Raw genomic sequence first — 21,484 nt, forward strand, 5'->3', positions numbered from 1 at the left:
ATCGCGGGAAAGTCGATTAAAGATTGCTCATGCGATCGCGGCGGGTTGATCGGGCGGCCCCGATGGGTGCAAGGAAGGGGCATGAGCAGGCAATATTTCGGCACCGACGGCATCCGCGGCCGCACCAACCAATGGCCGATGACGGCGGAACTGGCGATGAAGGTCGGCATGGCCGCCGGCACCCATTTCCTGCGCGGCAGCCATCGCCATCGCGTAGTGATCGGCAAGGATACCCGCCTGTCGGGTTATATGGTGGAAAATGCGCTGGTCGCGGGCTTTACCGCCGTGGGCATGGACGTGGTCCAGTTCGGGCCGATCCCGACGCCTGCGGTCGCGCTGCTCGCCCATTCGATGCGCGCGGACCTGGGCGTCATGATCTCGGCCAGCCACAATCCCTATTTCGACAATGGGATCAAATTGTTTGGGCCGGACGGCTATAAGTTGTCGGACGAGGATGAGCTGAAGATCGAGGCGCTGATCGGGCAGGACATCCCGCTCGCCGCATCCAAGGATATCGGCCGCGCCCGCCGGGTCGAGGATGCGCGCGGCCGCTACATCCATGCGGTCAAGTCCAGCTTTCCCGCCGACCTGCGCCTCGACGGGCTCAAGATCGTGGTCGATTGCGCCAATGGCGCCGCCTATCAGGTCGCGCCGTCGGCGCTGTGGGAACTGGGCGCGACGGTCGTGGCGATCGGGGTGACGCCCAACGGCACCAACATCAACGACGGCTGCGGATCGACCGCGCCTTTGCTGTTGCAGGAAACCGTGGTGTCGTCCGGTGCCGACGTCGGTATCGCGCTGGACGGCGACGCCGATCGGCTGATCGTCGTGGACGAACAGGGCCAGATCGTCGATGGCGACCAGATCATGGCGCTGATCGCCGCCAATTTCATGGCCGAAGGCACGCTGCGCGGCGGCGGGCTGGTCGCGACCGTTATGTCCAATCTTGGCCTCGAACGCTTCCTGGCGGCCAGGGGTATCGCGCTTGAGCGTACCAAGGTCGGCGACCGCTATGTGCTGGAACGGATGCGCGAGGGCGGCTTCAATCTGGGCGGCGAACAGTCCGGTCACATGATCCTGTCCGATTACGCCACCACCGGCGACGGCACGGTCGCGGCGTTGCAGGTGCTGGCGGCCTTGGTGCGTTCGGGCAAGCCCGCCAGCGAGACGCTGCACCAGTTCGATCCCGTCCCGCAACTGCTCAAGAATGTCCGCTTCTCCGGCGGCAAGCCGCTGGAGCATGACGAGGTCAAGCGCGTGATCGCGCAGGCGGAAGCGGAACTGAACGGCACCGGCCGCCTCGTCATCCGCCCGTCCGGCACCGAGCCGGTGATCCGCGTGATGGCCGAAGGCGACAAGGCGGATCAGGTCAAGGATGTGGTGGAGCGCATCTGCGCGGCGGTCGAGAAGGCGGCGGCGTGATGCTTGCGATGCGCCCAGATTGCGAACGCTGCGGCACGGACCTGCCGGCCGACGAACCTGGCGCGTTCATCTGTTCGTTCGAATGTAGCTTTTGCGCGCCCTGTGCCGAGGCGCTGGACGATCGCTGCCCCAATTGCGGCGGCGAACTGATGGACCGGCCCAGCCGCGTGGGCAAGGCGCTGGCGAACAATCCCGCCTCGACGGAGCGGCACTTCAAGGGATGAAGCCTGCGCGCATCCTCATCATCGCCGGTTCCGACAGCGGGGGCGGCGCGGGTATCCAGGCGGATATCAAGACCGTGACGATGCTGGGCGGCCACGCCATGACCGCCATCACCGCCATCACCGCGCAGAACACGCTGGGCGTGCAAGGCGTCCATCCAGTGCCGACCGCCATGGTGCTGGCGCAGATCGAAAGCTGCCTCAGCGACATCGGCGTGGATGCGGTGAAGATCGGCATGATCGGATCGGCGCAAACTGCCGCAGCGGTCGCGGATCGCCTGGCGCAATTGCAGGATGTCCCTATCGTTTTCGATCCGGTCATGGTCGCGACCAGCGGGTCGCTGCTGGCGGATGCAGCAACCATCGCCGCCTTCGAGAGGCTGATGGCCGTGGCGAGTGTCATCACCCCCAATGTGCCGGAGTTGGAAGCGCTGACCGGCAGGACGATCGGCGATGTCGAGGCGCTGGAGGCGGCCGGACAGGCGCTGCGCGATCGCACCGGCGCGGTCATCTTCGCCAAGGGCGGGCATCTGCCGCAGCAGGCCGACGACGATCGCCCGTTGATCCACGATCTGCTGATCGATGAGGATATGGTCGCGGACTATGCGGTCGCGCGGATCGAAACCCGCAACAGCCATGGCACCGGCTGCACTTTGGCCAGCGCCATCGCGACCGGCTTGGGCGGCGGCCTGTCGCTGGCCGACGCGGCCGACCGGGCGGAAGCCTTCGTTGCGGCGGTTCTGGCCGCGGCGCCGGGGCTGGGGCAGGGCCATGGTCCGATGGGCCATACGCTGGGTCTGACGCCCTTCTACCATCTGTTGGCGGCGGTCGACCCGACCGGCTGGGACGCAGCGGCCTTGGCCGCGCGCTATTCCGACCATGCCTGATTTTTGCCACGAGATGCGCCATCATCCAGGCTTGGTCGCCGGCGTGGACGAAGCGGGGCGTGGTCCGCTGGCGGGACCGGTGGTCGCCGCCGCCGTCATCCTGCGCGCGGAGGATTGCCCCGACGGCCTCAACGATAGCAAGCAATTGACGGCCAAACGCCGGGCAGCGCTGGAGGTGGAGATCAAGGCGCGCGCACTCTGCTGGGGCGTCGGTGTCGCCAGCGTGGAAGAGATCGACCAGATCAACATTCTCTGGGCGACGATGCTGGCCATGACCCGCGCGGTGGAAGCGCTGGGGCACGATTGTGCGCATGTGCTGGTGGACGGCAATCGCTGCCCGACATGGCGCTGGGCCTCGACAGCGATCGTGGAGGGCGACGCCAAATGCCTGTCGATCGCGGCCGCCTCGATCATCGCCAAGGAAAGCCGCGACCGGATGATGGTGGAGGCCGCTGCGCAGCATCCCCATTATGGATGGGACACGAACAAGGGCTATGGCAGCGCCCGCCATCTGGCCGCGTTGCGCGAACATGGCCCGACCCCACTGCACCGCCGCAGCTTCGCGCCGGTCGCGCAATTGATATTGCTTTAAGCCGGCTGCACCGTCGGCGCGCCCATCAGCAGCCGCTGCGCCATCACCATCCCGCCGCCCAGCGCCAGCCAGCCGAGCATCAGCCAGATTTCGACCGGCATCCCGTCGCTGACGCCGAACGGCGTGGCGATGGCGGCGCTCGCCACCACGGCGGCGCCGATGCTGATCGCGACCAGCAGCGGACTGCCCCCTGCCAGCACGAAAGCGGGCGGAGTCGCGCCCTTGTCGCGGCTGCGCAGCCGCATCAGCGCGAGCATCGCGACCGCGGCGATGGCGGTGGTGCACATCGTCCCCATGGAGATGATCGGGCCGATCGCCCCGCGCCCTGCCAGCACGCCAAGGCAGGTCCACAGCCCCACCAGCAGCGCGGCCCGCCGCGGCGCGCCGGTGCGCGCGTCGATAAGGGCGAGGCTGGCGGGCAGGAACCCCGCCCGCGCCTGCGCCAGGATGACGCGCGTCGCGGACAGGTGCATCGCGTTCCACGTCTTGAGCAGGGACGCCATGGCGACCAGGATGATCGCCTTGGTGGCCAGCCCTCCCGCCAGCGCATGGTCGAAGGCGGCAGTGACCGGCAGCGCGCCGGACGTCAGGTCGCGCCATGGCGCCAGCGACGCCGACGCCAGGATGATGAGGCTGTAGAACAAAGCCGCGACCGCCACCGCCGCCATCATGGCGCGGGCGACGGTGTGGAAACTGGTGCCGGGCGCGCGTTCCTCCACCGCCGACGCGGCGGTCTGGAACCCCGACAGCCACATGCCCGCAACGCCCAGCATCACGAACATGCCGCCGGCGAAGCTGCGATCCTGCGCCGATTCGAACAGCGGGTGCCAGTTCCCCGTATCGCCCTGCGCGAAGCCCAGCAGCACCAGCACGGCCGACGCGGCGAGGAAGGCGAAGGTCACGATCTTCTGGAAGCCCACCGCGATCGTCGCGCCCGATGCGTTGAGGATGGTCATCACCACCGCGCCCGCCAGTCCGACGATCAGGTCCATCGCCGTGATCGGCCGGCCGAGCAGCGTATAGAGCGGGGCCTGCCCGCTGAGCGACGGCGCGAGATTTTCCAGGAACCAGGACAGGGCCAGCCCCTCGAACGCAGCGATACCGACGAAATAGAGCGTCAGATACCATCCGGTGACGAAGCCGGACCATGGTCCGAACGCCTTTTCGACGAACACGAACTCCGCCCCTGCGCGCGGCACGCGGGCGACCAGTTCGGCATAGGCGGCCGCGACCGGCACCATCAGCAGGGTCATGCCCAGAAAGGCCAGCACCGCGCCGCCCGGTCCCGCGGGCGCGACCCATTCGCCCATCAGCACCATCCAGGCGGACCCGACGATCGTGCCGAAGGCGAGCGCGAAATAGCCCGGTCCGGTGACGCCGCGCTTCAGCGCTGGCTCCGCCGCAACATTCATCGGCGCAACTGCACCAGGCAGAGCAACTGAAACAGCATCTGGGCAGCGGCCTGCGCCGTCACCGTGGTCGGATCATATTCGGGCGCGACCTCCACGACGTCGCCCCCGATGATGTCGATCCCCGCCAGCCCGCGCAGCAGGTGCAGCGCCTCGCGCGTCGACAACCCGCCGATTTCCGGCGTGCCGGTGCCCGGCGCATAGACCGGGTCCAGCCCGTCGACGTCGAACGTCACATAGGTCGGCCCGTCGCCGACGACCTCCAGCGCTTTCGCGACGACGGCGTCCATGCCCATCGCCGCGCAGTCCTCGGCATGGATCACGGTCATACCGCTGGCGTAGGAAAATTCCCACAGATATTCCGCCCCGCCCCGGATGCCGATCTGGATCGATCGCCTTGGGTCCAGCACGCCTGCCAGCACGGCTTCGCGAAAGGGCGCGCCATGGTGGAATTTGGAACCTTCATAAATGCCGCCGGTGTCGCAATGGGCATCGAAATGGACCATGCCCATAGGGCCTTTGGCAGCGGCCAGTCCCTTCATGATCGATCCGGTGATGCTATGGTCGCCACCGACCGACAGCGGGATCGCGCGAGTGGCGCCGATCATCGCGTAACATTCTTCGATGTCCGCATGGCAGAGCGCCAGGTCGTAGCGGCTCTGCATCGCGACATCGCCCACGTCCGCGACCTTGAGCGCATTCATCGGCGCGACGCGCAACTGATGTTCATAGGGACCGATCCGGTCGATCGCCCGCACCGCCCGCGGGCCATGGCGTGCGCCCGGCCGGTTGGTGACGCCCAGGTCCATCGGCACGCCAACCAGCGCGACGTCCAGCGTATCGAGCGTTTCCGGCGCCAGCCCGCCGGCGATATAGGGCGCGTCCAGCAGCGTGGACGGCTGGGCGAAGGGCCAGCGCCGCTTGTCGCCGCTCTTGAATTGCAGTCCCGCCACCTCGCGGAAATGGGGATCGTGAATGTCGGCCCCGCCACCCCCGGCATAGAGGCGGCGGAGTTCTTCGAGGTCGATCGGATCATGGGCCATGGGCGTCAGTCTGGACGGCGGCCAAGGGGCGGCAATGGGGCGAAGGACGTATGGCCTGTCGCGCGCAGGCCGTTGCGCCGCAGGGCAAAGCGGGGGAGGGTGGTGACCATGACCCATATGGATTTCGACGCGCTGGTGGCGCTGCTGACCCGCATCTTCATCGCCAACGGCGCGTCGCCCGGCGTGGCGGATATACTCGCCCGCAACTGCGCCGGGGCGGAGCGGGACGGGGCGATGAGCCATGGGCTATTCCGGATGCCGGGTTATGTTGCGACGCTGCGCAGCGGCTGGGTCGATGGGCGGGCCGAGCCGGTGGTGGAGGATGGCGGCGCATCCTTTCTGCGGGTCGATGCCGCCAATGGCTTTGCCCAGCCTGCGCTGGCCGTTGCCGCGCCCTTGGCGATGGACAGGGCATGCGCGACTGGCGCCTGCGTCGTCGCGATCCGGCGATCGCATCATTTCGCCGCACTATGGCCCGATGTCGAACCCTTTGCGGAGGCGGGGCTGGTTGCGATCGCGATGGTGGACAGCATGGCCGTCGTGGTCCCGCCCGGCGCGGGAAAGCCCGTTTATGGCACCAATCCGCTGGCCTTCGCCGCGCCGCGTGGCGGGGGCAAGATCATCGTGTTCGACCAGGCGGTGAGCGTGCTGGCCCATGGCGATGTGCAGATCGCCGCGCGCGAGGGGCATGACCTGCCGGAAGGGGCGGGCGTCGATGCGGCGGGGCGGCCGACCCGCGATCCGCGCGCGGTGCTGGATGGCGGCGCGCTGCTGCCCTTTGGCGGGCATAAAGGGGCAGCGATCGCGATGATGATCGAGATCATGGCCGCCGCTCTGACCGGCGGGCTTTATTCGCATGAGGTCGATTGGTCGGGGCATCCCGGCGCGCAGACGCCCTGCACCGGGGAGTGTGTGATATTGATCGACCCGGCGCGAGGCGGATCGGCGGCGGGGTTTGCGGCGCGGGTCGAGCAACTGGTCGAAGCGTTGCGGGCGGCGGGGCAGGAGCGGATGCCCGGCGACCGTCGTTTCGCCGCGCGGGAGAAAGCGTTGCGGGTGGGGGTGGCGGTGCGTGCCGAGATGCTGGCGCGGCTGGAGGGGCTTGTTGCGAACGGAACGTCGCCTTCCCCTCTCCCGACGTCGCCTGACGCGCTGCGCGATTAAGGCTGCATATCCTTCTCTCTCTGGGTGAGAAGGGGGCTCAATGCGCGATAACCCGCACCGCGAAGGCGGCCGCCGCAGCCCGCGTTTCCACGCCCAGTTTCTCGAAAATCTGCTCCAGATGCTTGTTCACCGTGCGCGGGCTGATGACCAATATCTCGCTGATGACGCGGTTGGGCTTGCCGTAGCTGATCCACAGCAGCACTTCGGCCTCGCGCTGGGTCAGGCTGAAATGGCTTTGCAGCCGGCCGATATCGGCCTGCGGGTCGATATGGTTGAGGCGGATCAATATCTCGTCGCGGCGCGGTCGCCCGACGATGATGAGTTCGACCGTATCGCCCTGGCCGCTGTCCGCCTTCGCCGTCGCGCCGGGGGCGAGATCGTCGGCCAGCAGCCGTCCGACGGCGTTGCGCAGCAGCGCAGGCGGCGCGGCGTCGCCGCGCGACCAGCCCGGCGCCAGCGCCTCCATCAATTTCTCCGCACCCGGCGTGCTCCAGCTCAGCCGCCCGTCGGTTGCGACCGCGATCAGGTTCCGCCCGGTGGCGTCGAGCGCGAACTGGCCGCCCTGGGTCTGGCGCGCATTGGCCATATGCACGCGCACGCGGGCCAACAGCTCCTCGACCACGATCGGTTTGCGCACATAATCGACGCCGCCCGCCTCCAGCGCATGGACGACATGCTCGCTTTCGGTGAGGCCGGTCATGAAGATGATCGGAATCGGCGCGCCCGCGGGCATCTGCTTGATCGCGCGCGTCGTCTCGAACCCGTCCAGCCCCGGCATCACCGCGTCCATCAGGATAAGGTCGGGGGCGACATGGTCCAGCAGTTCGATCGCCGCGTCGCCGCTGGTGGCGATCAGCACGGAGATATTGGCCGCCTCCAGCGTGTCGGTCAGGAAGCGCAGCGATTCGGGTGTGTCGTCCACGACGAGGACGGTATCGGTGTGGGAAGGCGTGGTCATCGGGCGGCCCTTATGGTTCTGATCAGCCCCTTGAGGTCGAAACGGTCGAGATGGGCGAGGAGGCGTCGGGTCAGCGGCGCGGCGTCGGGCACGGTTTCCTCCAGCGTGCGGATGCTGGATTCGATGCCGCGGACATGGCCGATGATCGCCTTCTGCTCGATATCGGCCAGGATCGGCGCGGCTTCTTCCGGCAGGGGCGGCATCGCTTCGTCTTCGATGGCGGGAACAGGCGTCGGCAGCAGGTCGCCGGTCCAGCGGATGCGTAGCTGATCGGCGATTGCATCGAGCAGCGCGTCGAGATCGACCGGCTTCATCAGGAACATGTCATGCGCCGCGCGCCCGTCGCCGCCGCGGTGAAATTCATGCGCATTGGCCGACACCATGACGATGCGGACCGCGCCGCCCAGCGTCTCGCGCAGCGCCCGGCACACGTCCCAACCCGATTCGCCGGGCATGGAGATGTCGAGCAGGACGATGTCGGGCTGTTCGCGTGCGGCGATCTCCATGCCGGTGCGTCCGTTCAGCGCCTCGAACACGATGAAGTCGAGCGGCTCCAGCAGCCCGCGCAGCACCGCCACCTGGACGGCGTCATCGTCAATCAGCAATATCTTGCGCCGGTCGCCTTCATAGCCCTTGATCGTTTCGACCGGCTGGCTGTCGGCCACGCCCGCGACATGGCCCAGCATCAGCCGCACGGTGAATTGCGTGCCTTTCTCCGCCGTGCTGACCACGGACAGGTCGCCGCCCAAAATCTGCACCAGCGCCTGGGTGATGGCGAGGCCGAGGCCGATCCCCTTCTGCTTTTGCGCATCGGGATTGGAGCCGCGTTCGAACGGATCGAAAATGCGTTTTAGATCATCGGGCGCGATGCCGATGCCGGTGTCGATGATGTCGAACGTGGCCATCTGGCTGCGATACTGGACGCGGAAGGTGACCGATCCGCTGCGCGTGAACTTGATCGCGTTGGACAGGAGATTGATCAGGATCTGGCGCAGTCGCTTTTGATCCGTGCGGACGAAATCGGGCAGTTTTTCGGGCCGCTCGTAGAGGAAGTCGATTCCCTTGGACTGCGCCTGCGGGCGGAACATATTGGCGATCTGATCGACGAAGGGAGACAGGCGCACCGTTTCGCTGCTGATGCGCAGCACGCCGCTTTCGACCTGGCTGATATCCATCAGCCCTTCGACCAGATTGGTCAGATGCTCGGCGCTGCGGCGAATGACCTTGGCCGCTTCGATCGGGGCGATCTCGTGACCGCGCTCCATAAGCTGGGCATAGCCGTAGATGCTGTTGAGCGGGGATCGGATTTCATGGCTGACGCTGACCAGATAGCGGCTCTTGGCGGCGTTGGCGGCTTCGGCCGCCTCCTTGGCGCGTTGCAGTTCCGCGCCGGTCACGTCATGGGCGATCACCTCTTCCATCAGTTTCTGCACATGATGCTCGCTTTCCTGCATCGCCGACCGGCGGCTCTGGTGTGCCAGCACGATCATCCAGGCGATGACCCCGCCGAACAGCGAAAAGAGCAGGAACAGGCCCAGCATCAGGCTGGATGTCTGCGCGGCGATGGATGGCGCACCCCGCGCCACTTGCCAGCCGATGCCGCCCATCAACGCGCCGTTTGCCAGCGTGATGATGCTCATGACGGCGATGAAATGACCGACGGGCGTATGCACATGTTTGGCGATGGCGCGGGGCAGCAGCCGTTCCAGCCAGCGAGCGGCCTGTTGCGTCGCGCGACTGTCGGTCTTGCACCGGTCGTGGCAGCGCGCCTCCAGCGTGCAGCAGAGCGAGCAGATCGGCGCGGCGTACATCGGGCAATGCGCCATGTCGGCGTGCTGGAAGGCGTTCTCGCAGATGATGCAGGTTTTTATATCGCTGCCTTCGGGCCAGTGCGACCGGCGCGCGATATAATAGCGGCCATGGGTGATAAGCGCGATGATCGGGGCGCTGGTGAAAGCGACCGCCATGCCGATCACCGGGGCGAAGGCGCGGGCGATGTCGCCCATCAGGCCGAAATGGGCGATGGCGGACACCGAAATGGACAGCAGCATCGCGCCGATGCCGACCGGGTTGATGTCGAACAGATGGGCGCGTTTGAACTCGATCCCGGCGGGCGACAGGCGCAGCGGCTTGGAGATCATCAGGTCCGCGGCCAGCGCCCCGATCCAGCCTGCCGCGACTGTGGCGTAGAGGATCAATATCGCTTCGATCGCGTCGAAAATGCCGACCTCCATCAGCAGCAAAGCGAGGAGCACGTTGAAGATCAGCCAGACGACGCGGCCGGGATGGCTGTGCGTCAGCCGGGCGAAGAAATTCGACCAGGCGATCGATCCGGCATAGGCGTTGGTGACGTTGATCTTCAACTGGCAGATGATGACGAACAGGCCGGTCAGGATCAGCGACAGGCCGGCATGGCCCGACATGGCGGTATAGATGCCCTGGAACATCGCGGTGGGGCTGGACGCCTCGCTCTGCAACGCCGCGCTTTTGACCAGGAAATGCGCCAGCCAGGAACCGAGCAGCAGTTTCATGCCGCCGATCAAGGTCCAGCCAGGCCCGCCCGCCAGCATCGCCGCCCACCATTTGCCTTTGCCGATCGTCTTCGCGCTGGGCAGGAAGCGCAGATAATCGGCCTGCTCCCCGATTTGCGGCAGAAGGGAGAGGAGGGTGGACAGCGCGAAGCCGAAATAGAGCAGGCTGACGCTGCCGTCCTTCGCGCCCAATTGGCCGGTGAAGCGGCTCCATTCGGTCAAGGCCACCGGCCCGGACCAGAGGATATAGGCGATCGGCGCGACCTGTAGCATGACCCAGACCCATTGGGTCGCGTTCTGGAAGCGGGTGATGGCGCTCATGCCGTAGAGCGCGATGGGGATGACCACCAGCGCGCTCGCCAGATAGGCGAGGCTCATCGGCATCCCGGTCATGGCTTTCAAGGCGACCGCCATGATCGTCGCTTCGACCGAAAAGAGCAGGAAGGTGAAGCTGGCGTAGATGAGCGAGGTGAGGGTGGAGCCGAGATAGCCAAAGCCCGCGCCGCGCGTCAGCAGGTCGATGTCCAGACCATGCTTGGCGGCGTGATAGGCGATCGGCAGGCCGATAACGAACATCAAAGCGACCGCGGCGGCGATCGCGGCGACGCTGTTGGCGAAGCCGTAGGTCAGGGTGATCGACGCGCCGATCGCTTCGCAGGCGAGGAAGGCGGTCGCGCCGATCGCGGTGCCCGCCACCTGGCCCGCCGACCAGCGCCGTGCGCTGTCGGCGGTGTAGCGCAGGGCATAATCCTCCAATGTCTGGCTAGCGACCCATTTATTGTAGAGCCGTTTTTCGCGCAGGACATAGGCGGCGCGGTCCATCAGAGGCTGGCGGGATAAGGGCGCAGGCCGCCGGTCGCGACGATGAAGTCGATGACGGCGGGCAGGCCGATATTGTCCTTGAGGTTGGTGAAGAGGAAGGGGCGCTGCCCGCGCATCTTCCTGGCGTCCCTGTCCATGACGCCCAAGTCCGCGCCCACCAGCGGGGCGAGGTCGATCTTGTTGATGAGCAGCAGGTCGGACCTCGTGATGCCCGGCCCGCCCTTGCGCGGGATCTTGTCACCGGCCGACACGTCGATGACGTAGATGGTGATGTCGGCCAGTTCGGGGCTGAAGGTGGCGGCCAGATTGTCGCCGCCGCTTTCGATGAAGATGACCTCCAGGCCGGGGAATTTGCGGCTCATCGTATCGACGGCGGCCAGGTTGATGCTGGCGTCCTCGCGGATCGCGGTGTGCGGACAGCCGCCGGTTTCCACGCCCATGATCCGTTCGGGCACCAGCGCTCCGGAGCGGGTGAGAAATTCCGCATCCTCGCGGGTGTAGATGTCGTTGGTGATGGCGGCGATGTTGTAATGGTCGCGCATCGCCTTGCACAGGCGGTCGGTCAGCGCGGTCTTGCCGGAGCCGACCGGGCCGCCGATGCCGACGCGAAGGGGACCGTTGGTGCCAGAAAGAACCGGATTCATGATCGGAACAACCTTGTATAGAGTGTTTCGTGGGAGAGGCTGGCAAGTTCGAGTTCCGGGGCGGCGGTCCCCAGATTGTCGAGCGGGGTGGCGAGGGCTTTTGCGGCAATGGCGGGAATGGCGTGGGATAGCGCGGCCAGCGCCAGTTGGCCATCGGTCTGGCCCAGCGGCACGAGCCGGACGCCCGCCGAGACGAGATTGGCGGCGGTGGCGTGGAGCCAGCCGTGCAGCGCCGGTTCGAGCGGAATTTCGTGGACGGCGCAGGCGAGCGCCATGACCGTTGCGTGGGCGATCGGGTGATCGCCATTGCGCGCGGCGAAGGCGTCGAGCGCGGGGTGGGGCCATGCCTTGCGCGTGACCGAGAGGAAGGAGCCGCCCTGCTGGCGGCTTTCGAGCGCGGTCTCGCTGCTGCCGCGAAAGGCGGTGGCGAGTTCGGAGAGGGCGTCGAAGGCGGCATCGTCCTGCGCGGCGCGGTGGGCGTGGACGAACAGCACCGCGTCGATCCAGCCGCCGCCGCGCGCCAGCACCGCTTCGACATAGGCGGCGACATGAGCGGCCGTCGTGATGCGGCCATCCTCCACCGCTGTTTCAAGACCGTGGCTGTAGGTGAAGCTGCCCACCGGATAGGAAGGCGACGTCCAGGCGAGCAGGCGGTGGAGCGCGGCGTCAGCCAGCATGGTCGTGATGGTGGTGATCGCGGTTGTGGTCGTGGCCGTGATGATGATGATGGCCATGACCGTGGCCGTCGCCGGAATAGGCGCCGCCTTCGGGGGTGAAGGGGGCGTGGATTTTGGTGACGGTCGCGCCCAGCCCCTCCAGCATCGCGTTGATGACATGATCGTCGCGCAGGCGGATCGCGTGGGGGTGCAGTTCGGCGGGCAGATGCCGGTTGCCGATATGCCACGCGAGGCGGATCATCGCGGACGGATCGGAGGCGGTGACTTCGACCAGCGCTTCGGGCGCGGCGAGGATTTCAATGAGCCGACCGTCGGAAAGCTGCACCGCGTCGCCATGGTTGAGGACGGTTGCGCGGGCGAGGTCGAGCAGGAACAGCGTGCCATGATCGGCGGTATAGACCCAGCGGCGGCGGTGGCGCGCGTCATGATCCAGCATGATATGGTCCGCGGCGGGGCCGGACCAGTGGCCGTGGGGGAGGACGGTGTGGGCGGTCAGCATGGTGATGCTCCGAAATTGACTATAATGTGCTCCCGCCTGCGCGGGAGCACATTGCTGTATCGGGTTGGCGCGGCACCCATCAGAACAGGAAATATCTTTGCGCGAACGGCAGGACGCTGGCCGGTTCGCAGGTGAGGAGTTCGCCGTCGGCGCGGACTTCATAGGTTTCGGGGTCGACCTGAATATCGGGCATCGCGTCGTTCAGGATCATCGACGCCTTGCCGATGCCGCTGCGGGTGTTGCGCACGGCTTCCAGCGGGCGGGCGAGGTGGAGCCGTTCGCCAATCCCATCGGCGATTCCCGCCGCCGATACGAAATGCAGCGACGACAGGGCACCAGCCCGGCCCATGGCGCCGAACATCGGGCGGTAATGGACCGGCTGGGGCGTGGGGATGCTGGCGTTCGGGTCGCCCATCGGCGCGGTCGCGATGCTGCCGCCTTTGATGACCATGTCAGGCTTCACCGCGAAGAAGGCGGGGGACCACAGCACGAGATCGGCGAGCTTCCCAACAGCGATTGATCCCACGATATGGCTGATGCCATGGGCGATCGCCGGGTTGATCGTATATTTGGCGATGTAGCGTTTGACGCGGAAATTGTCGCTGTTGGCATCGTCCGATCCCAGCGACCCGCGTTGCTGCTTCATCTTGTCCGCACTCTGCCAGCAGCGGATGATCGTCTCGCCCACGCGCCCCATCGCCTGGCTGTCCGACGACATCATCGAAAAGGCGCCCAGATCGTGGAGAATATCCTCCGCCGCGATCGTCTCCTTGCGGATGCGGCTGTCGGCGAAGGCGACATCCTCGGCGATGCGCGGGTCGAGATGGTGGCAGACCATCAGCATGTCGAGATGTTCCTCGATCGTGTTGACGGTATAGGGCCGGGTCGGGTTGGTGGAGGAAGGCAGGACGTTGGGCAGGCCCGCGACCTTGATGATGTCGGGCGCATGGCCGCCGCCTGCACCCTCGGTATGGAAGGCGTGGATGGTGCGCCCCTTGAACGCGCCGACCGTGCTTTCGACGAAGCCCGCTTCGTTGAGCGTGTCGGTATGGATCGCGACCTGGATGTCATAGTCGTCGGCGACCGACAGGCAGCAATCGATCGCGGCCGGGGTCGTGCCCCAATCCTCGTGCAGCTTGAGGCCGCAGACGCCCGCGCGGATCATCTCCTCCAGCGCTTGGGGCTGGCTGGCATTGCCCTTGCCGAACAGGCCGAAATTCATCGGCATGGTTTCCAATGCCTGCAACATGCGTCCGATATGCCAGCCGCCGGGCGTACAGGTGGTCGCCAGCGTGCCGTGCGCCGGGCCGGTGCCGCCGCCCAGCATGGTGGTGATGCCCGCATTCAGCGCCTCGTCCACCTGCTGGGGGCAGATGAAATGGATATGGGCGTCGATCCCGCCCGCGGTCAGGATGCGGCCTTCGCCCGCGATGATCTCCGTACCCGGCCCGATGGGAATGGTGACGCCGGGCTGGACGTCCGGGTTGCCCGCCTTGCCGATCGCAGCGATCAGGCCGTCGCGGATCGCCACGTCGCCCTTCACGATACCCCAATGATCCAGGATCAGTGCATTGGTGATGACGGTGTCGGGCGCGCCGTCCGCCCGGCTCATCTGGCTTTGCCCCATGCCGTCGCGGATCACCTTGCCGCCGCCGAACTTCACTTCCTCGCCATAGATGGTCCGGTCTTCCTCGACCCGGATGATGAGGGAGGAATCGCCCAAGCGCACGCGGTCGCCGGTCGTGGGGCCGAACATGCCGGCATAGGCGCGGCGGGTCATGGTTACGGGCATGTCAGAGCTTCCCCATCATATCGCCGCGGAAGCCGATGACGATCCGGTCGCCGGCATAGGGAATGAGCTGCACGTCGCGCGTCTGGCCAGGCTCGAAGCGGACGGCAGTGCCCGACGGTATGTCGAGCCGATAGCCGCGCGCCGCTGCCCGATCGAAGACCAGCGCCGGGTTGGTTTCGGCGAAATGATAATGGCTGCCGACCTGGATCGGCCGGTCGCCGCTATTGGCGATAGTGAGGGTGACGGGGACACGCCCCTCGTTGAGCAATATGTCGCCGCTGGCGGGGATGATCTCGCCGGGGATCACCGGATCGGCCTGTGCACGGTGACCAGCTTCGTGCCGTCGGGGAAGGTCGCCTCGACCTGTATGTCGTGGATCATCTCGGCTATGCCCTCCATCACCTGATCACGGGTCAGCACATGGCCGCCGCTCGCCATCAATGCGGCGACCGACTGGCCGTCGCGTGCGCCCTCCACCACATGGTCGGTGATGAGCGCGATCGCTTCGGGATGGTTCAGCTTCACCCCGCGCGCCAGCCGGCCGCGCGCGACCATCGCGGCCATCGCGACCAGCAGCTTGTCCTTTTCCCGCCCCGTGAGATTCATGGCCCTAGCAGTAACAGATGGTTGGCATGGTTGGCGACAGTCCGAATATGGCGGCGCGCAATATGCCCGCCGCGCGCATCACATCCTTGCGCAGCGCCTGCGGATCGGCGGCGGTCAGACGCAGGATCAACAGGCCGTCGAAGCTGGTCGCGCCGCTGCCCGGTCCTTCGAACAGGCTGCGCGCCAGGTCGAGATAGTCGCCTGCGTCCGGGCCGGCATAGACAAGCGTGGCGATCGCGGTGGCGTCGCCGAAGCCGAAGGGCGCGCGGCCCTGGCTTGCGAAATCGCCTTCGACATGGAGCGTGTCGGCCCAGACCAGCCGCCCGTCGCACCGGATGCGCCAGGCGTCGTGGATCAGGCCGCTGGCATAGATTTCCCCCATCGCGCCGCGCCCCAGCACCAGCATCTCCATCGCCAGCATCCGCGCGTCGGGCGCAAGGTCCGCTTCGAGCGTGCGCCGCATCCGGCTGCGGTCGAACAATATCGCCTCCTGCGCCAGCCATTCGCAGGTGGCGCCCGCGCCGATGCTGATGCGGGTGTCGATGCGGGTCGGTTCGTCCTCGTCCAGCGCGCGGTACAGCTTTTCGGCTGCCTGCGGCACGATCGTCGCCGCCGCGCCGGGATCGACGATGATGTCGAGCGCCAGCCGATCGCCGCCGGTCAGGCCGCCGCAGGTGGTGACGGTGACGGCCAGGGGAAAATCACCCTCGCGCCCATCGGGGAACAGCAGCCGCGCCGGCGCCACCTGGATCATGTCGCGGACGCCGCGCGGGGAAAAGGCGACCATGGCGCGCCCGTCCACCCGCTGGTGCCGGGACTTGGGCGGCACGGTGATGGCGCGTTGCACGGTCATGTAAGACATGTGGTTAGCGCAGGCAGGTCGCGACATGGGGCATATGACGTATGTAACGAAAAGGGTGGCCCGCGTCCGCCAGCTACCCCTCCGCATTCATTCGCAATAACCCGATCAGGTCGTCGGCCGACGACCGCCCCGCGCGAAACCGGGATCGACCTTCTCCGCCTTGCCGTCCTTGGCCGCCTTGTCGCCATAAAAGGGTTGGCCATGCTCGGTCGTCAGGTCGGACAGATAGCCCGCCTGCCTGATCCCCTTCTTGCGCATCGCCACCCCGGTCAGGCAGGCGTGCATGATGAAATTGGCGTTCAAGGCGCTGCGATAGGTCGGGTCCAGCACGGGGGCGAGTTCGACGATCTCGAAACCCACCAGGTCATTTTCCGCGCACAAACGGCGCACGATCGGGATCGCCTCCCGCATCGTCAGCCCGCCGGGGACCGGGGTGCCGGTGCCGGGGATGAAGGCGGGATCGAGCACGTCCACGTCGAAGGAGACGTAGAGCTTCTTGCCACTCTCCCGCGCTTCCTTGAGCGCGCGTTCCATCGTCGCGGCCCATCCATTCTTCTCGACCTCCGGCATCGCATGGTAGCGCACGCCATTGTCGCGCATCCATTCGAAGCCTTCCTTCTCCGGCCATGGTCCGCGCAGGCCCACCTGGATATAATTCTTGCCCAGCACATGGCCTTCCTTGACCGCGCGATAGACAGGGGCGCCATGGGTGATGAAATGGACACCGCCCTTGCCCGCATCATAGTGGGAATCGAAATGGACGACGCCGAAACTGCCCTTGCCATGGACGTCGGCTATCCCTGCGACATCGCTATATTCCAGGCTATGGTCGCCGCCGACGATGAAGGGGATCGCGCCTGTGCGGGCGATTTCGGCGACCCGTTCTCGGACATGGGCGACGGTGCGCTCGGTCGACATATTGTCGACGGCGATGTCGCCATAATCGACGATCTTCAATTCCTTGGACGGATCGACCATCGTGTACATGTCGATGCCGCCCGCGCCATATTGGGTGCGCATCGCGGACGGCCCGCCCTTGGCCCCGCGATAGCCGGATCCCATGTCCAGCGGGGCGCCGACGATCGCGACATCGACCTTGCCCGCGACCAGATCTTCCGGGAAGATCGCGACCGGCGCGCCGGCGAAGGTCGCGATGCCGCCGCCATAAACGCCGCCGCCGCGACCATGGGCGTAATAGCTGAGTTCAAACGGCCCCGGTTCGCGCTTGGGGTCAAGTCCAGCGGGACGACGCAGCTTCCAGCCGTTGAAATTTTCATTGTCAGTATCGAGCGGGATCGCCGCCATGTCGGTCTTGGCGTTGAACTTTGATGCTGCCACCGCGTCCATCATCGCCTCGATATAGGCGCTGATTTCTTCCGGTGTCTTGGTCGCCAGCCGCTCGAACAATTTGTCGTAGGAGCCGGCGAACATCTCGGCCGGGTCGGAAGTCAGGAAATCGCGCTTGTCCTTGGACAGTGTCTTGATCTTGGCTTCCAGCGCGGCGGGCACGGTGGGCTTGTCATTCTGGGCGACGACCGCCGCCGACGAAATCACCGTGGCGGCGAGCAACGCGCCCAGCAGCGCATGTTTCAGCCTCATCGCATTACCCCCTTTTAACACCCCTGACCTTTGTCACGGAAGCTAGGGGCGGGCGGCGGAGCGGCAATGGGGTGAACGACGTAGCATTGCGCGCTTACCCCGATATGACGGCCCGGACCCGTAAGGAGTCCGGGCCGGAGCAAGCCGCTATGGGAGAGGCTTTTTGCGTGCTTGCTGCGAGGCGGCCTGCGCCGCCCAAAGGGTTCCTGCGAACGACCCTGCGTCCGGCATAGCGGGATGCCCGGCCGAGGCCCTACGTCAAACGCCCTATCGAGCGGCGCGGATCGCCGGGTTAGCGCCATGCTCCAATGTCTGTGAGCATGACCGCCTGGTGCTGATCGCGTCTCTCTTCCTCCTCTGGATCATCGTCATCCTGCTGGTGGTGGCGGTGGTCGCGCTGGCGCGCCAGGTGCGGCTGTTGCAGGATCGCGCCACGCCGATGGCGCAACGTACGGGCCTGCCCGGTCCCGGCGGCGCGGCCCCGGTGGTCAGCGCGCCGACCCTGGCCGGGGACATGCTGACGATCGGCGGGCCGAGCGCGGACGGGCGCGCGCTGCTGCTGCTGTTCATCCGTCCCGATTGCCCGGCCAGCCGCGCCGCGATCCGTGATGCGCTGGCGCTGACCGATCGCAAGCGGCTGCGGCTGCTGTTCCTGGGGGAAGGACGGGCGGAAGATTATGGCGACATGCTGCGCCAGCATCATATCCGCGACACCGACGTCATCATGAGCGCCGAGGTGATGCGCGATTTCCGGTCCGGCGACCGACCGTCCGCCGCGCTGATCGACGCGCGCGGGCGGCTGCTGGCGCGCGGCGTGGTGGAGGCGCGCGACCAGCTCGACGCGTTGCTGGTCCATGTCCAGCCGCGCCCGGTCGCGCGCGACAGCGGGGATGTCGTATCGCTGCTGTCATGACGACTGGACAGACGCGTGCAGATGCGCCTCTATTGGCGGCAAAAGAGACGGGGTAGACATATGGCGATCAGCTTCACGGTCAATGGTCAGAAACGACAGGTCGATGGCGACGCCGCCAAGCCCCTGCTCTGGGTGCTGCGCGAGGATCTCGACATGGTCGGCACCAAGTTCGGCTGCGGCGCGGGACTGTGCGGCGCCTGCACGGTGCATGTCGGCGGCGACGCGGTGCGATCCTGCCAGACGCCGCTTGGCGATGTGGCCGGCAAGGCGATCACCACGATCGAAGGCGTGCAGACGGGCGATCCCGGCACGCGCATCGCCGCCGCCTGGGTGAAGCATGACGTGCCGCAATGCGGCTATTGCCAGGCCGGGCAGATCATGAGCGCCACCGCTTTGCTCGCGACGACGCCAAAACCCAGCGATGAAGAGATCGATGCGGCGATGATGGGCAACCTCTGCCGCTGCTCCACCTATGTGCGCATCCGCGCCGCGATCAAGGACGCCGCCGGCATTCAGGACGTGCAGGCATGAGCGCCGCTGCTCTTTCGCGCCGGGGCTTCATCTCCGCTTCGCTGCTGGCGGGCGGCGGGTTGTTGTTCGACCTCAACGTGCCGCTGGCGCGGGCGGCCGACGGGACACCGGTGATCCTGACCGCCTTCATCCGCATCCTGCCCGACAACCGCGTCGTCATCGGCGCGAAAAATGCGGAGATCGGGCAGGGCGCCAAGACCATGCTGCCGATGATGATCGCCGAGGAACTGGGCGTCGACTGGAGCCAGGTGACGATCGAGCAGACCCATGCCGACGCCAAGGTCTTCGGCGGCCAGAGCGCGGGTGGGAGCCGCACGACGCCGCGCGAATGGCTGCCTACGCGACAGGCGGGCGCAGCGGCGCGTGCGATGCTGGTCGCGGCGGCGGCGCAGGGCTGGGGTGTCGCGCCTGAAACGCTGAAGACGGCGGGCGGCACAGTCAGTGATCCAAAATCAGGCAAGTCGGCGACTTATGCTTCGCTCGCCACGGCGGCGGCGAAACTGCCCGCGCCTGATCCGGCGACGCTCAAGCTGACGGACCCCGCCGATTTCCGCATCATCGGCCAGTCGGTCGTGGGCGTCGACACCCCCGCCATCGTCGCGGGCAAGCCGCTGTTCGGCATCGATTTCAAGCTGCCGAACATGCTCTACGCCGTTCTGGAAACCTGCCCGGCGTTCGGCGGCACGATCAAGTCCGTCAATCTGGACGAAGTGAAAGCGTTGCCCGGCGTGGCCCATGTGCTGCCGATCAAGGGCGACGGCACGCCGGAATCCGGCTTTGATGGCGTCGCCATCCTCTCGAAAAGCTGGTGGAGCGCCAACCAGGCGCGCGACGCGCTCAAGATCGACTGGGATGTCAGCGCGGTCAGCGGCTTTTCGACCGAAAGCTATGCGAGCCAGGCGGCGGCCAAGCGCAAGGGCAAGGCGGATGCCGACATCGTCCGCACCGGCGACGTCGATGCCGCTTTCGCCAGCGCGGCCAGGACGGTCACGGCCGACTATGACTATCCCTTCCTCGCGCATGGGACGTTAGAGCCACAAAATTGCACCGCTTTGTTCAAGGACGGCGCGGTTGAAATCTGGGCGCCGACGCAAAATCCCGAAAGCGGGCGCGGGCTGGTGGCCAAGGCGCTGAACATGCCGCCCGAAAAGATTCGCATCAACTTCACCCGCATCGGCGGCGGCTTCGGCCGGCGGCTGATGAACGATTATATGGTGCAGGCGGCGTCGATCGCCGCGCAAGTGCCGGGCGTGCCGGTCAAGCTGCTGTGGAACCGGCAGCAGGATATCCAGCGCGATTTCTATCGCCCCGCCGGCTGGCACGGTTTCCGCGCCGCGCTCGACAAGGGCGGCAAGCTGACCGCCTTCCACGATCATTTCGTCACCTTCGGCAAGGATGGCAAGCCGGTGCGATCCGCGGAAATGTCCGCCAGCGAACTGCCCGCCGGTTTGATCGACAATGTCCTGCTGGAACAGAGTTTCCTTTCCACCAACATGCCGACCGGCTGGCTGCGCGCGCCCGGCTCCAACGCGCTGGCCTTCGTCACCCAGGCCTTTCTCGACGAGGTCGCGCAGGCGGCGGGCAAGGATCTGCCGACCCTCATGCTGGAGCTGCTACGCGATCCAAAGGAACTGCCGCGCGGCCCCAACCAGCCGCCCTTCGTTACCGCCCGCGCGCAAGGCGTGATCGAAAAGGCGCTCGCCATGGGCGGCTGGGCGACGCGCAAGGCGCTGCCCAGGGGCACGGGCAAGGGCTTCGCCTTCTATTACAGCCATATGGGCTATTTCGCCGAAGTGCTGGAAGTGGCGATCGTCGATGGGATGCCCAAGGTGAAGACCGTCTGGGTCGCGGGCGATGTCGGCAGCCAGATCATCAACCCGATCAACGCGCTGCATCAGGCGCAAGGGTCTGTGATCGAGGGGCTGGGTCAGGCGCTGGCCGGTCAGCAGATCACCCAGGTCGCCGGCGCGGTGGAGCAGGCCAATTACGATACCCACCCCTATCTGCGCATCGCCGATGCGCCGCGGATCGTGGTGGAGTTCGTGAAGACCGATTATCCGCCCACCGGCCTGGGCGAACCCGCCCTGCCGCCGGTCATCCCCGCCCTGGTCAACGCCATCCACGCCGCGACCGGCAAGCGCATCCGCACCCTGCCGGTTACGGCGGAGATGCTGGTTTAATAGGCCTCGTTGCTATCGCCGGGGGCTGCACCCATGCGTCATTTGACGTAGGTGGACGAGTCCGCAGGATCGTCATAACCTTTGCGAAGAACGCCCGCTCCATCGGGCGGGTGTGAAAGGATGCACGCGCTG

The 21,484-nt window shown here is 66.4% G+C and carries 20 protein-coding genes; 8 read left to right on the forward strand and 12 right to left on the reverse strand.

The annotated features are described in order from the left end of the window. Window positions 1-81 precede the first annotated feature (81 nt). Genes glmM through sphantq_RS14445 form a run of 4 tightly spaced genes read left to right on the forward strand, consistent with a single transcriptional unit; the run spans window position 82 to window position 3,122 of the window. Window positions 82-1,422, forward strand: a complete 1,341-nt coding sequence (gene glmM, locus sphantq_RS14430; RefSeq protein WP_129925351.1) for a phosphoglucosamine mutase — start codon at window positions 82-84, stop codon at window positions 1,420-1,422. Beyond that, a complete protein-coding gene (locus sphantq_RS14435; protein WP_129925443.1) occupies window positions 1,422-1,646 on the forward strand; it encodes a DUF1272 domain-containing protein in 225 nt (74 codons plus the stop codon). Before glmM ends, sphantq_RS14435 begins: the two co-directional genes overlap by 1 nt. Further along, window positions 1,643-2,530, forward strand: coding sequence for a bifunctional hydroxymethylpyrimidine kinase/phosphomethylpyrimidine kinase (gene thiD / locus sphantq_RS14440; protein WP_272798804.1), 888 nt, complete (start codon window positions 1,643-1,645; stop codon window positions 2,528-2,530). Before sphantq_RS14435 ends, thiD begins: the two co-directional genes overlap by 4 nt. Beyond that, window positions 2,523-3,122 carry a ribonuclease HII gene (locus sphantq_RS14445; RefSeq protein ID WP_066600849.1) on the forward strand — a complete coding sequence of 200 codons (600 nt, stop codon included), beginning with the start codon at window positions 2,523-2,525 and terminating at the stop codon, window positions 3,120-3,122. Before thiD ends, sphantq_RS14445 begins: the two co-directional genes overlap by 8 nt. On the opposite strand, the gene sphantq_RS14450 is transcribed toward sphantq_RS14445, so the two are convergent. Together sphantq_RS14450 and speB are read right to left on the reverse strand one after the other, a co-directional pair. Further along, a complete protein-coding gene (locus sphantq_RS14450; protein WP_272798805.1) occupies window positions 3,119-4,534 on the reverse strand; it encodes an APC family permease in 1,416 nt (471 codons plus the stop codon). The genes sphantq_RS14445 and sphantq_RS14450 overlap by 4 nt on opposite strands. Then, on the reverse strand, window positions 4,531-5,574 hold the full coding sequence (speB, locus tag sphantq_RS14455; protein WP_272798806.1) for an agmatinase: 1,044 nt from the start codon (window positions 5,572-5,574) through the stop codon (window positions 4,531-4,533). Before speB ends, sphantq_RS14450 begins: the two co-directional genes overlap by 4 nt. Before the next feature lie 108 nt (window positions 5,575-5,682). Here speB and sphantq_RS14460 point away from each other — a divergent pair, with 108 nt between their 5' ends. Then, window positions 5,683-6,738: an Ldh family oxidoreductase gene (locus sphantq_RS14460; RefSeq protein WP_272798807.1), complete on the forward strand. Its 1,056-nt coding sequence runs from the start codon at window positions 5,683-5,685 to the stop codon at window positions 6,736-6,738. A 37-nt stretch (window positions 6,739-6,775) separates the two neighbouring features. Here the strand turns inward: sphantq_RS14460 and sphantq_RS14465 are convergent, their stop codons facing one another. The 10 genes from sphantq_RS14465 to sphantq_RS14510 form a co-directional block, all read right to left on the reverse strand. Beyond that, the gene (locus tag sphantq_RS14465) at window positions 6,776-7,696 is read right to left on the reverse strand and encodes a response regulator transcription factor (protein WP_129925355.1); all 921 of its coding nucleotides are present in this window, start codon (window positions 7,694-7,696) and stop codon (window positions 6,776-6,778) included. Then, window positions 7,693-11,049 (reverse strand): hybrid sensor histidine kinase/response regulator, encoded by a 3,357-nt coding sequence (locus tag sphantq_RS14470; protein WP_272798808.1) that lies wholly within the window; start codon window positions 11,047-11,049, stop codon window positions 7,693-7,695. The genes sphantq_RS14465 and sphantq_RS14470 overlap by 4 nt, the downstream gene beginning before the upstream one ends. Beyond that, window positions 11,049-11,693, reverse strand: a complete 645-nt coding sequence (gene ureG / locus sphantq_RS14475) for an urease accessory protein UreG (protein ID WP_272798809.1) — start codon at window positions 11,691-11,693, stop codon at window positions 11,049-11,051. The genes sphantq_RS14470 and ureG overlap by 1 nt, the downstream gene beginning before the upstream one ends. Next, window positions 11,690-12,427, reverse strand: a complete 738-nt coding sequence (locus sphantq_RS14480) for an urease accessory protein UreF (RefSeq protein ID WP_272798810.1) — start codon at window positions 12,425-12,427, stop codon at window positions 11,690-11,692. The genes ureG and sphantq_RS14480 overlap by 4 nt, the downstream gene beginning before the upstream one ends. Continuing rightward, the gene (gene ureE / locus sphantq_RS14485; protein WP_066600859.1) at window positions 12,360-12,869 is read right to left on the reverse strand and encodes an urease accessory protein UreE; all 510 of its coding nucleotides are present in this window, start codon (window positions 12,867-12,869) and stop codon (window positions 12,360-12,362) included. Before ureE ends, sphantq_RS14480 begins: the two co-directional genes overlap by 68 nt. Window positions 12,870-12,948: 79 nt before the next feature. After that, window positions 12,949-14,661: an urease subunit alpha gene (gene ureC, locus sphantq_RS14490; RefSeq protein WP_272798811.1), complete on the reverse strand. Its 1,713-nt coding sequence runs from the start codon at window positions 14,659-14,661 to the stop codon at window positions 12,949-12,951. 1 nt (window position 14,662) lies between these two features. After that, window positions 14,663-14,968: an urease subunit beta gene (locus tag sphantq_RS14495; protein WP_066600862.1), complete on the reverse strand. Its 306-nt coding sequence runs from the start codon at window positions 14,966-14,968 to the stop codon at window positions 14,663-14,665. Beyond that, a complete protein-coding gene (locus tag sphantq_RS14500) occupies window positions 14,965-15,267 on the reverse strand; it encodes an urease subunit gamma (RefSeq protein WP_066600864.1) in 303 nt (100 codons plus the stop codon). The genes sphantq_RS14495 and sphantq_RS14500 overlap by 4 nt, the downstream gene beginning before the upstream one ends. 4 nt (window positions 15,268-15,271) lie before the next feature. Further along, entirely contained in the window at window positions 15,272-16,129 is an 858-nt protein-coding gene (locus sphantq_RS14505; protein WP_272798812.1) for an urease accessory protein UreD, read from the reverse strand. Between the two features lie 105 nt (window positions 16,130-16,234). Further along, a complete protein-coding gene (locus sphantq_RS14510; protein WP_066600868.1) occupies window positions 16,235-17,728 on the reverse strand; it encodes an agmatinase family protein in 1,494 nt (497 codons plus the stop codon). 331 nt (window positions 17,729-18,059) lie between these two features. Between sphantq_RS14510 and sphantq_RS14515 the strand changes: the two genes are divergently transcribed. From sphantq_RS14515 to sphantq_RS14525, 3 genes are read left to right on the forward strand one after another with little or no spacing between them, the layout of a single operon-like run. After that, window positions 18,060-18,641, forward strand: coding sequence for a methylamine utilization protein MauD (locus sphantq_RS14515; protein ID WP_129925359.1), 582 nt, complete (start codon window positions 18,060-18,062; stop codon window positions 18,639-18,641). Between the two features lie 60 nt (window positions 18,642-18,701). Beyond that, window positions 18,702-19,172, forward strand: a complete 471-nt coding sequence (locus sphantq_RS14520) for a (2Fe-2S)-binding protein (RefSeq protein WP_272798813.1) — start codon at window positions 18,702-18,704, stop codon at window positions 19,170-19,172. Beyond that, window positions 19,169-21,352 (forward strand): xanthine dehydrogenase family protein molybdopterin-binding subunit, encoded by a 2,184-nt coding sequence (locus tag sphantq_RS14525; protein WP_272798814.1) that lies wholly within the window; start codon window positions 19,169-19,171, stop codon window positions 21,350-21,352. The genes sphantq_RS14520 and sphantq_RS14525 overlap by 4 nt, the downstream gene beginning before the upstream one ends. Window positions 21,353-21,484: the final 132 nt, after the last annotated feature.

The sequence above is a fragment of the Sphingobium sp. AntQ-1 genome, assembly GCF_028538045.1.
Lineage (GTDB): Bacteria > Pseudomonadota > Alphaproteobacteria > Sphingomonadales > Sphingomonadaceae > Sphingobium > Sphingobium cupriresistens.

Excerpts from the sequence above, each read along its gene's own strand:
- sphantq_RS14445 (WP_066600849.1), top strand. The coding sequence starts at position 2,523 with ATGCCTGATTTTTGCCACGAGATGCGCCATCATCCAGGCTTGGTCGCC.
- sphantq_RS14460 (WP_272798807.1), top strand. The coding sequence starts at position 5,683 with ATGACCCATATGGATTTCGACGCGCTGGTGGCGCTGCTGACCCGCATC.
- ureC (WP_272798811.1), bottom strand. The coding sequence starts at position 14,661 with ATGCCCGTAACCATGACCCGCCGCGCCTATGCCGGCATGTTCGGCCCC.
- sphantq_RS14510 (WP_066600868.1), bottom strand. The coding sequence starts at position 17,728 with ATGAGGCTGAAACATGCGCTGCTGGGCGCGTTGCTCGCCGCCACGGTG.
- glmM (WP_129925351.1), top strand. The coding sequence starts at position 82 with ATGAGCAGGCAATATTTCGGCACCGACGGCATCCGCGGCCGCACCAAC.
- speB (WP_272798806.1), bottom strand. The coding sequence starts at position 5,574 with ATGGCCCATGATCCGATCGACCTCGAAGAACTCCGCCGCCTCTATGCC.
- ureE (WP_066600859.1), bottom strand. The coding sequence starts at position 12,869 with ATGCTGACCGCCCACACCGTCCTCCCCCACGGCCACTGGTCCGGCCCC.
- sphantq_RS14450 (WP_272798805.1), bottom strand. The coding sequence starts at position 4,534 with ATGAATGTTGCGGCGGAGCCAGCGCTGAAGCGCGGCGTCACCGGACCG.
- sphantq_RS14500 (WP_066600864.1), bottom strand. The coding sequence starts at position 15,267 with ATGAATCTCACGGGGCGGGAAAAGGACAAGCTGCTGGTCGCGATGGCC.
- thiD (WP_272798804.1), top strand. The coding sequence starts at position 1,643 with ATGAAGCCTGCGCGCATCCTCATCATCGCCGGTTCCGACAGCGGGGGC.
- sphantq_RS14505 (WP_272798812.1), bottom strand. The coding sequence starts at position 16,129 with ATGTCTTACATGACCGTGCAACGCGCCATCACCGTGCCGCCCAAGTCC.
- sphantq_RS14470 (WP_272798808.1), bottom strand. The coding sequence starts at position 11,049 with ATGGACCGCGCCGCCTATGTCCTGCGCGAAAAACGGCTCTACAATAAA.
- ureG (WP_272798809.1), bottom strand. The coding sequence starts at position 11,693 with ATGAATCCGGTTCTTTCTGGCACCAACGGTCCCCTTCGCGTCGGCATC.
- sphantq_RS14435 (WP_129925443.1), top strand. The coding sequence starts at position 1,422 with ATGCTTGCGATGCGCCCAGATTGCGAACGCTGCGGCACGGACCTGCCG.
- sphantq_RS14465 (WP_129925355.1), bottom strand. The coding sequence starts at position 7,696 with ATGACCACGCCTTCCCACACCGATACCGTCCTCGTCGTGGACGACACA.
- sphantq_RS14525 (WP_272798814.1), top strand. The coding sequence starts at position 19,169 with ATGAGCGCCGCTGCTCTTTCGCGCCGGGGCTTCATCTCCGCTTCGCTG.
- sphantq_RS14520 (WP_272798813.1), top strand. The coding sequence starts at position 18,702 with ATGGCGATCAGCTTCACGGTCAATGGTCAGAAACGACAGGTCGATGGC.
- sphantq_RS14480 (WP_272798810.1), bottom strand. The coding sequence starts at position 12,427 with ATGGCCATCATCATCATCACGGCCACGACCACAACCGCGATCACCACC.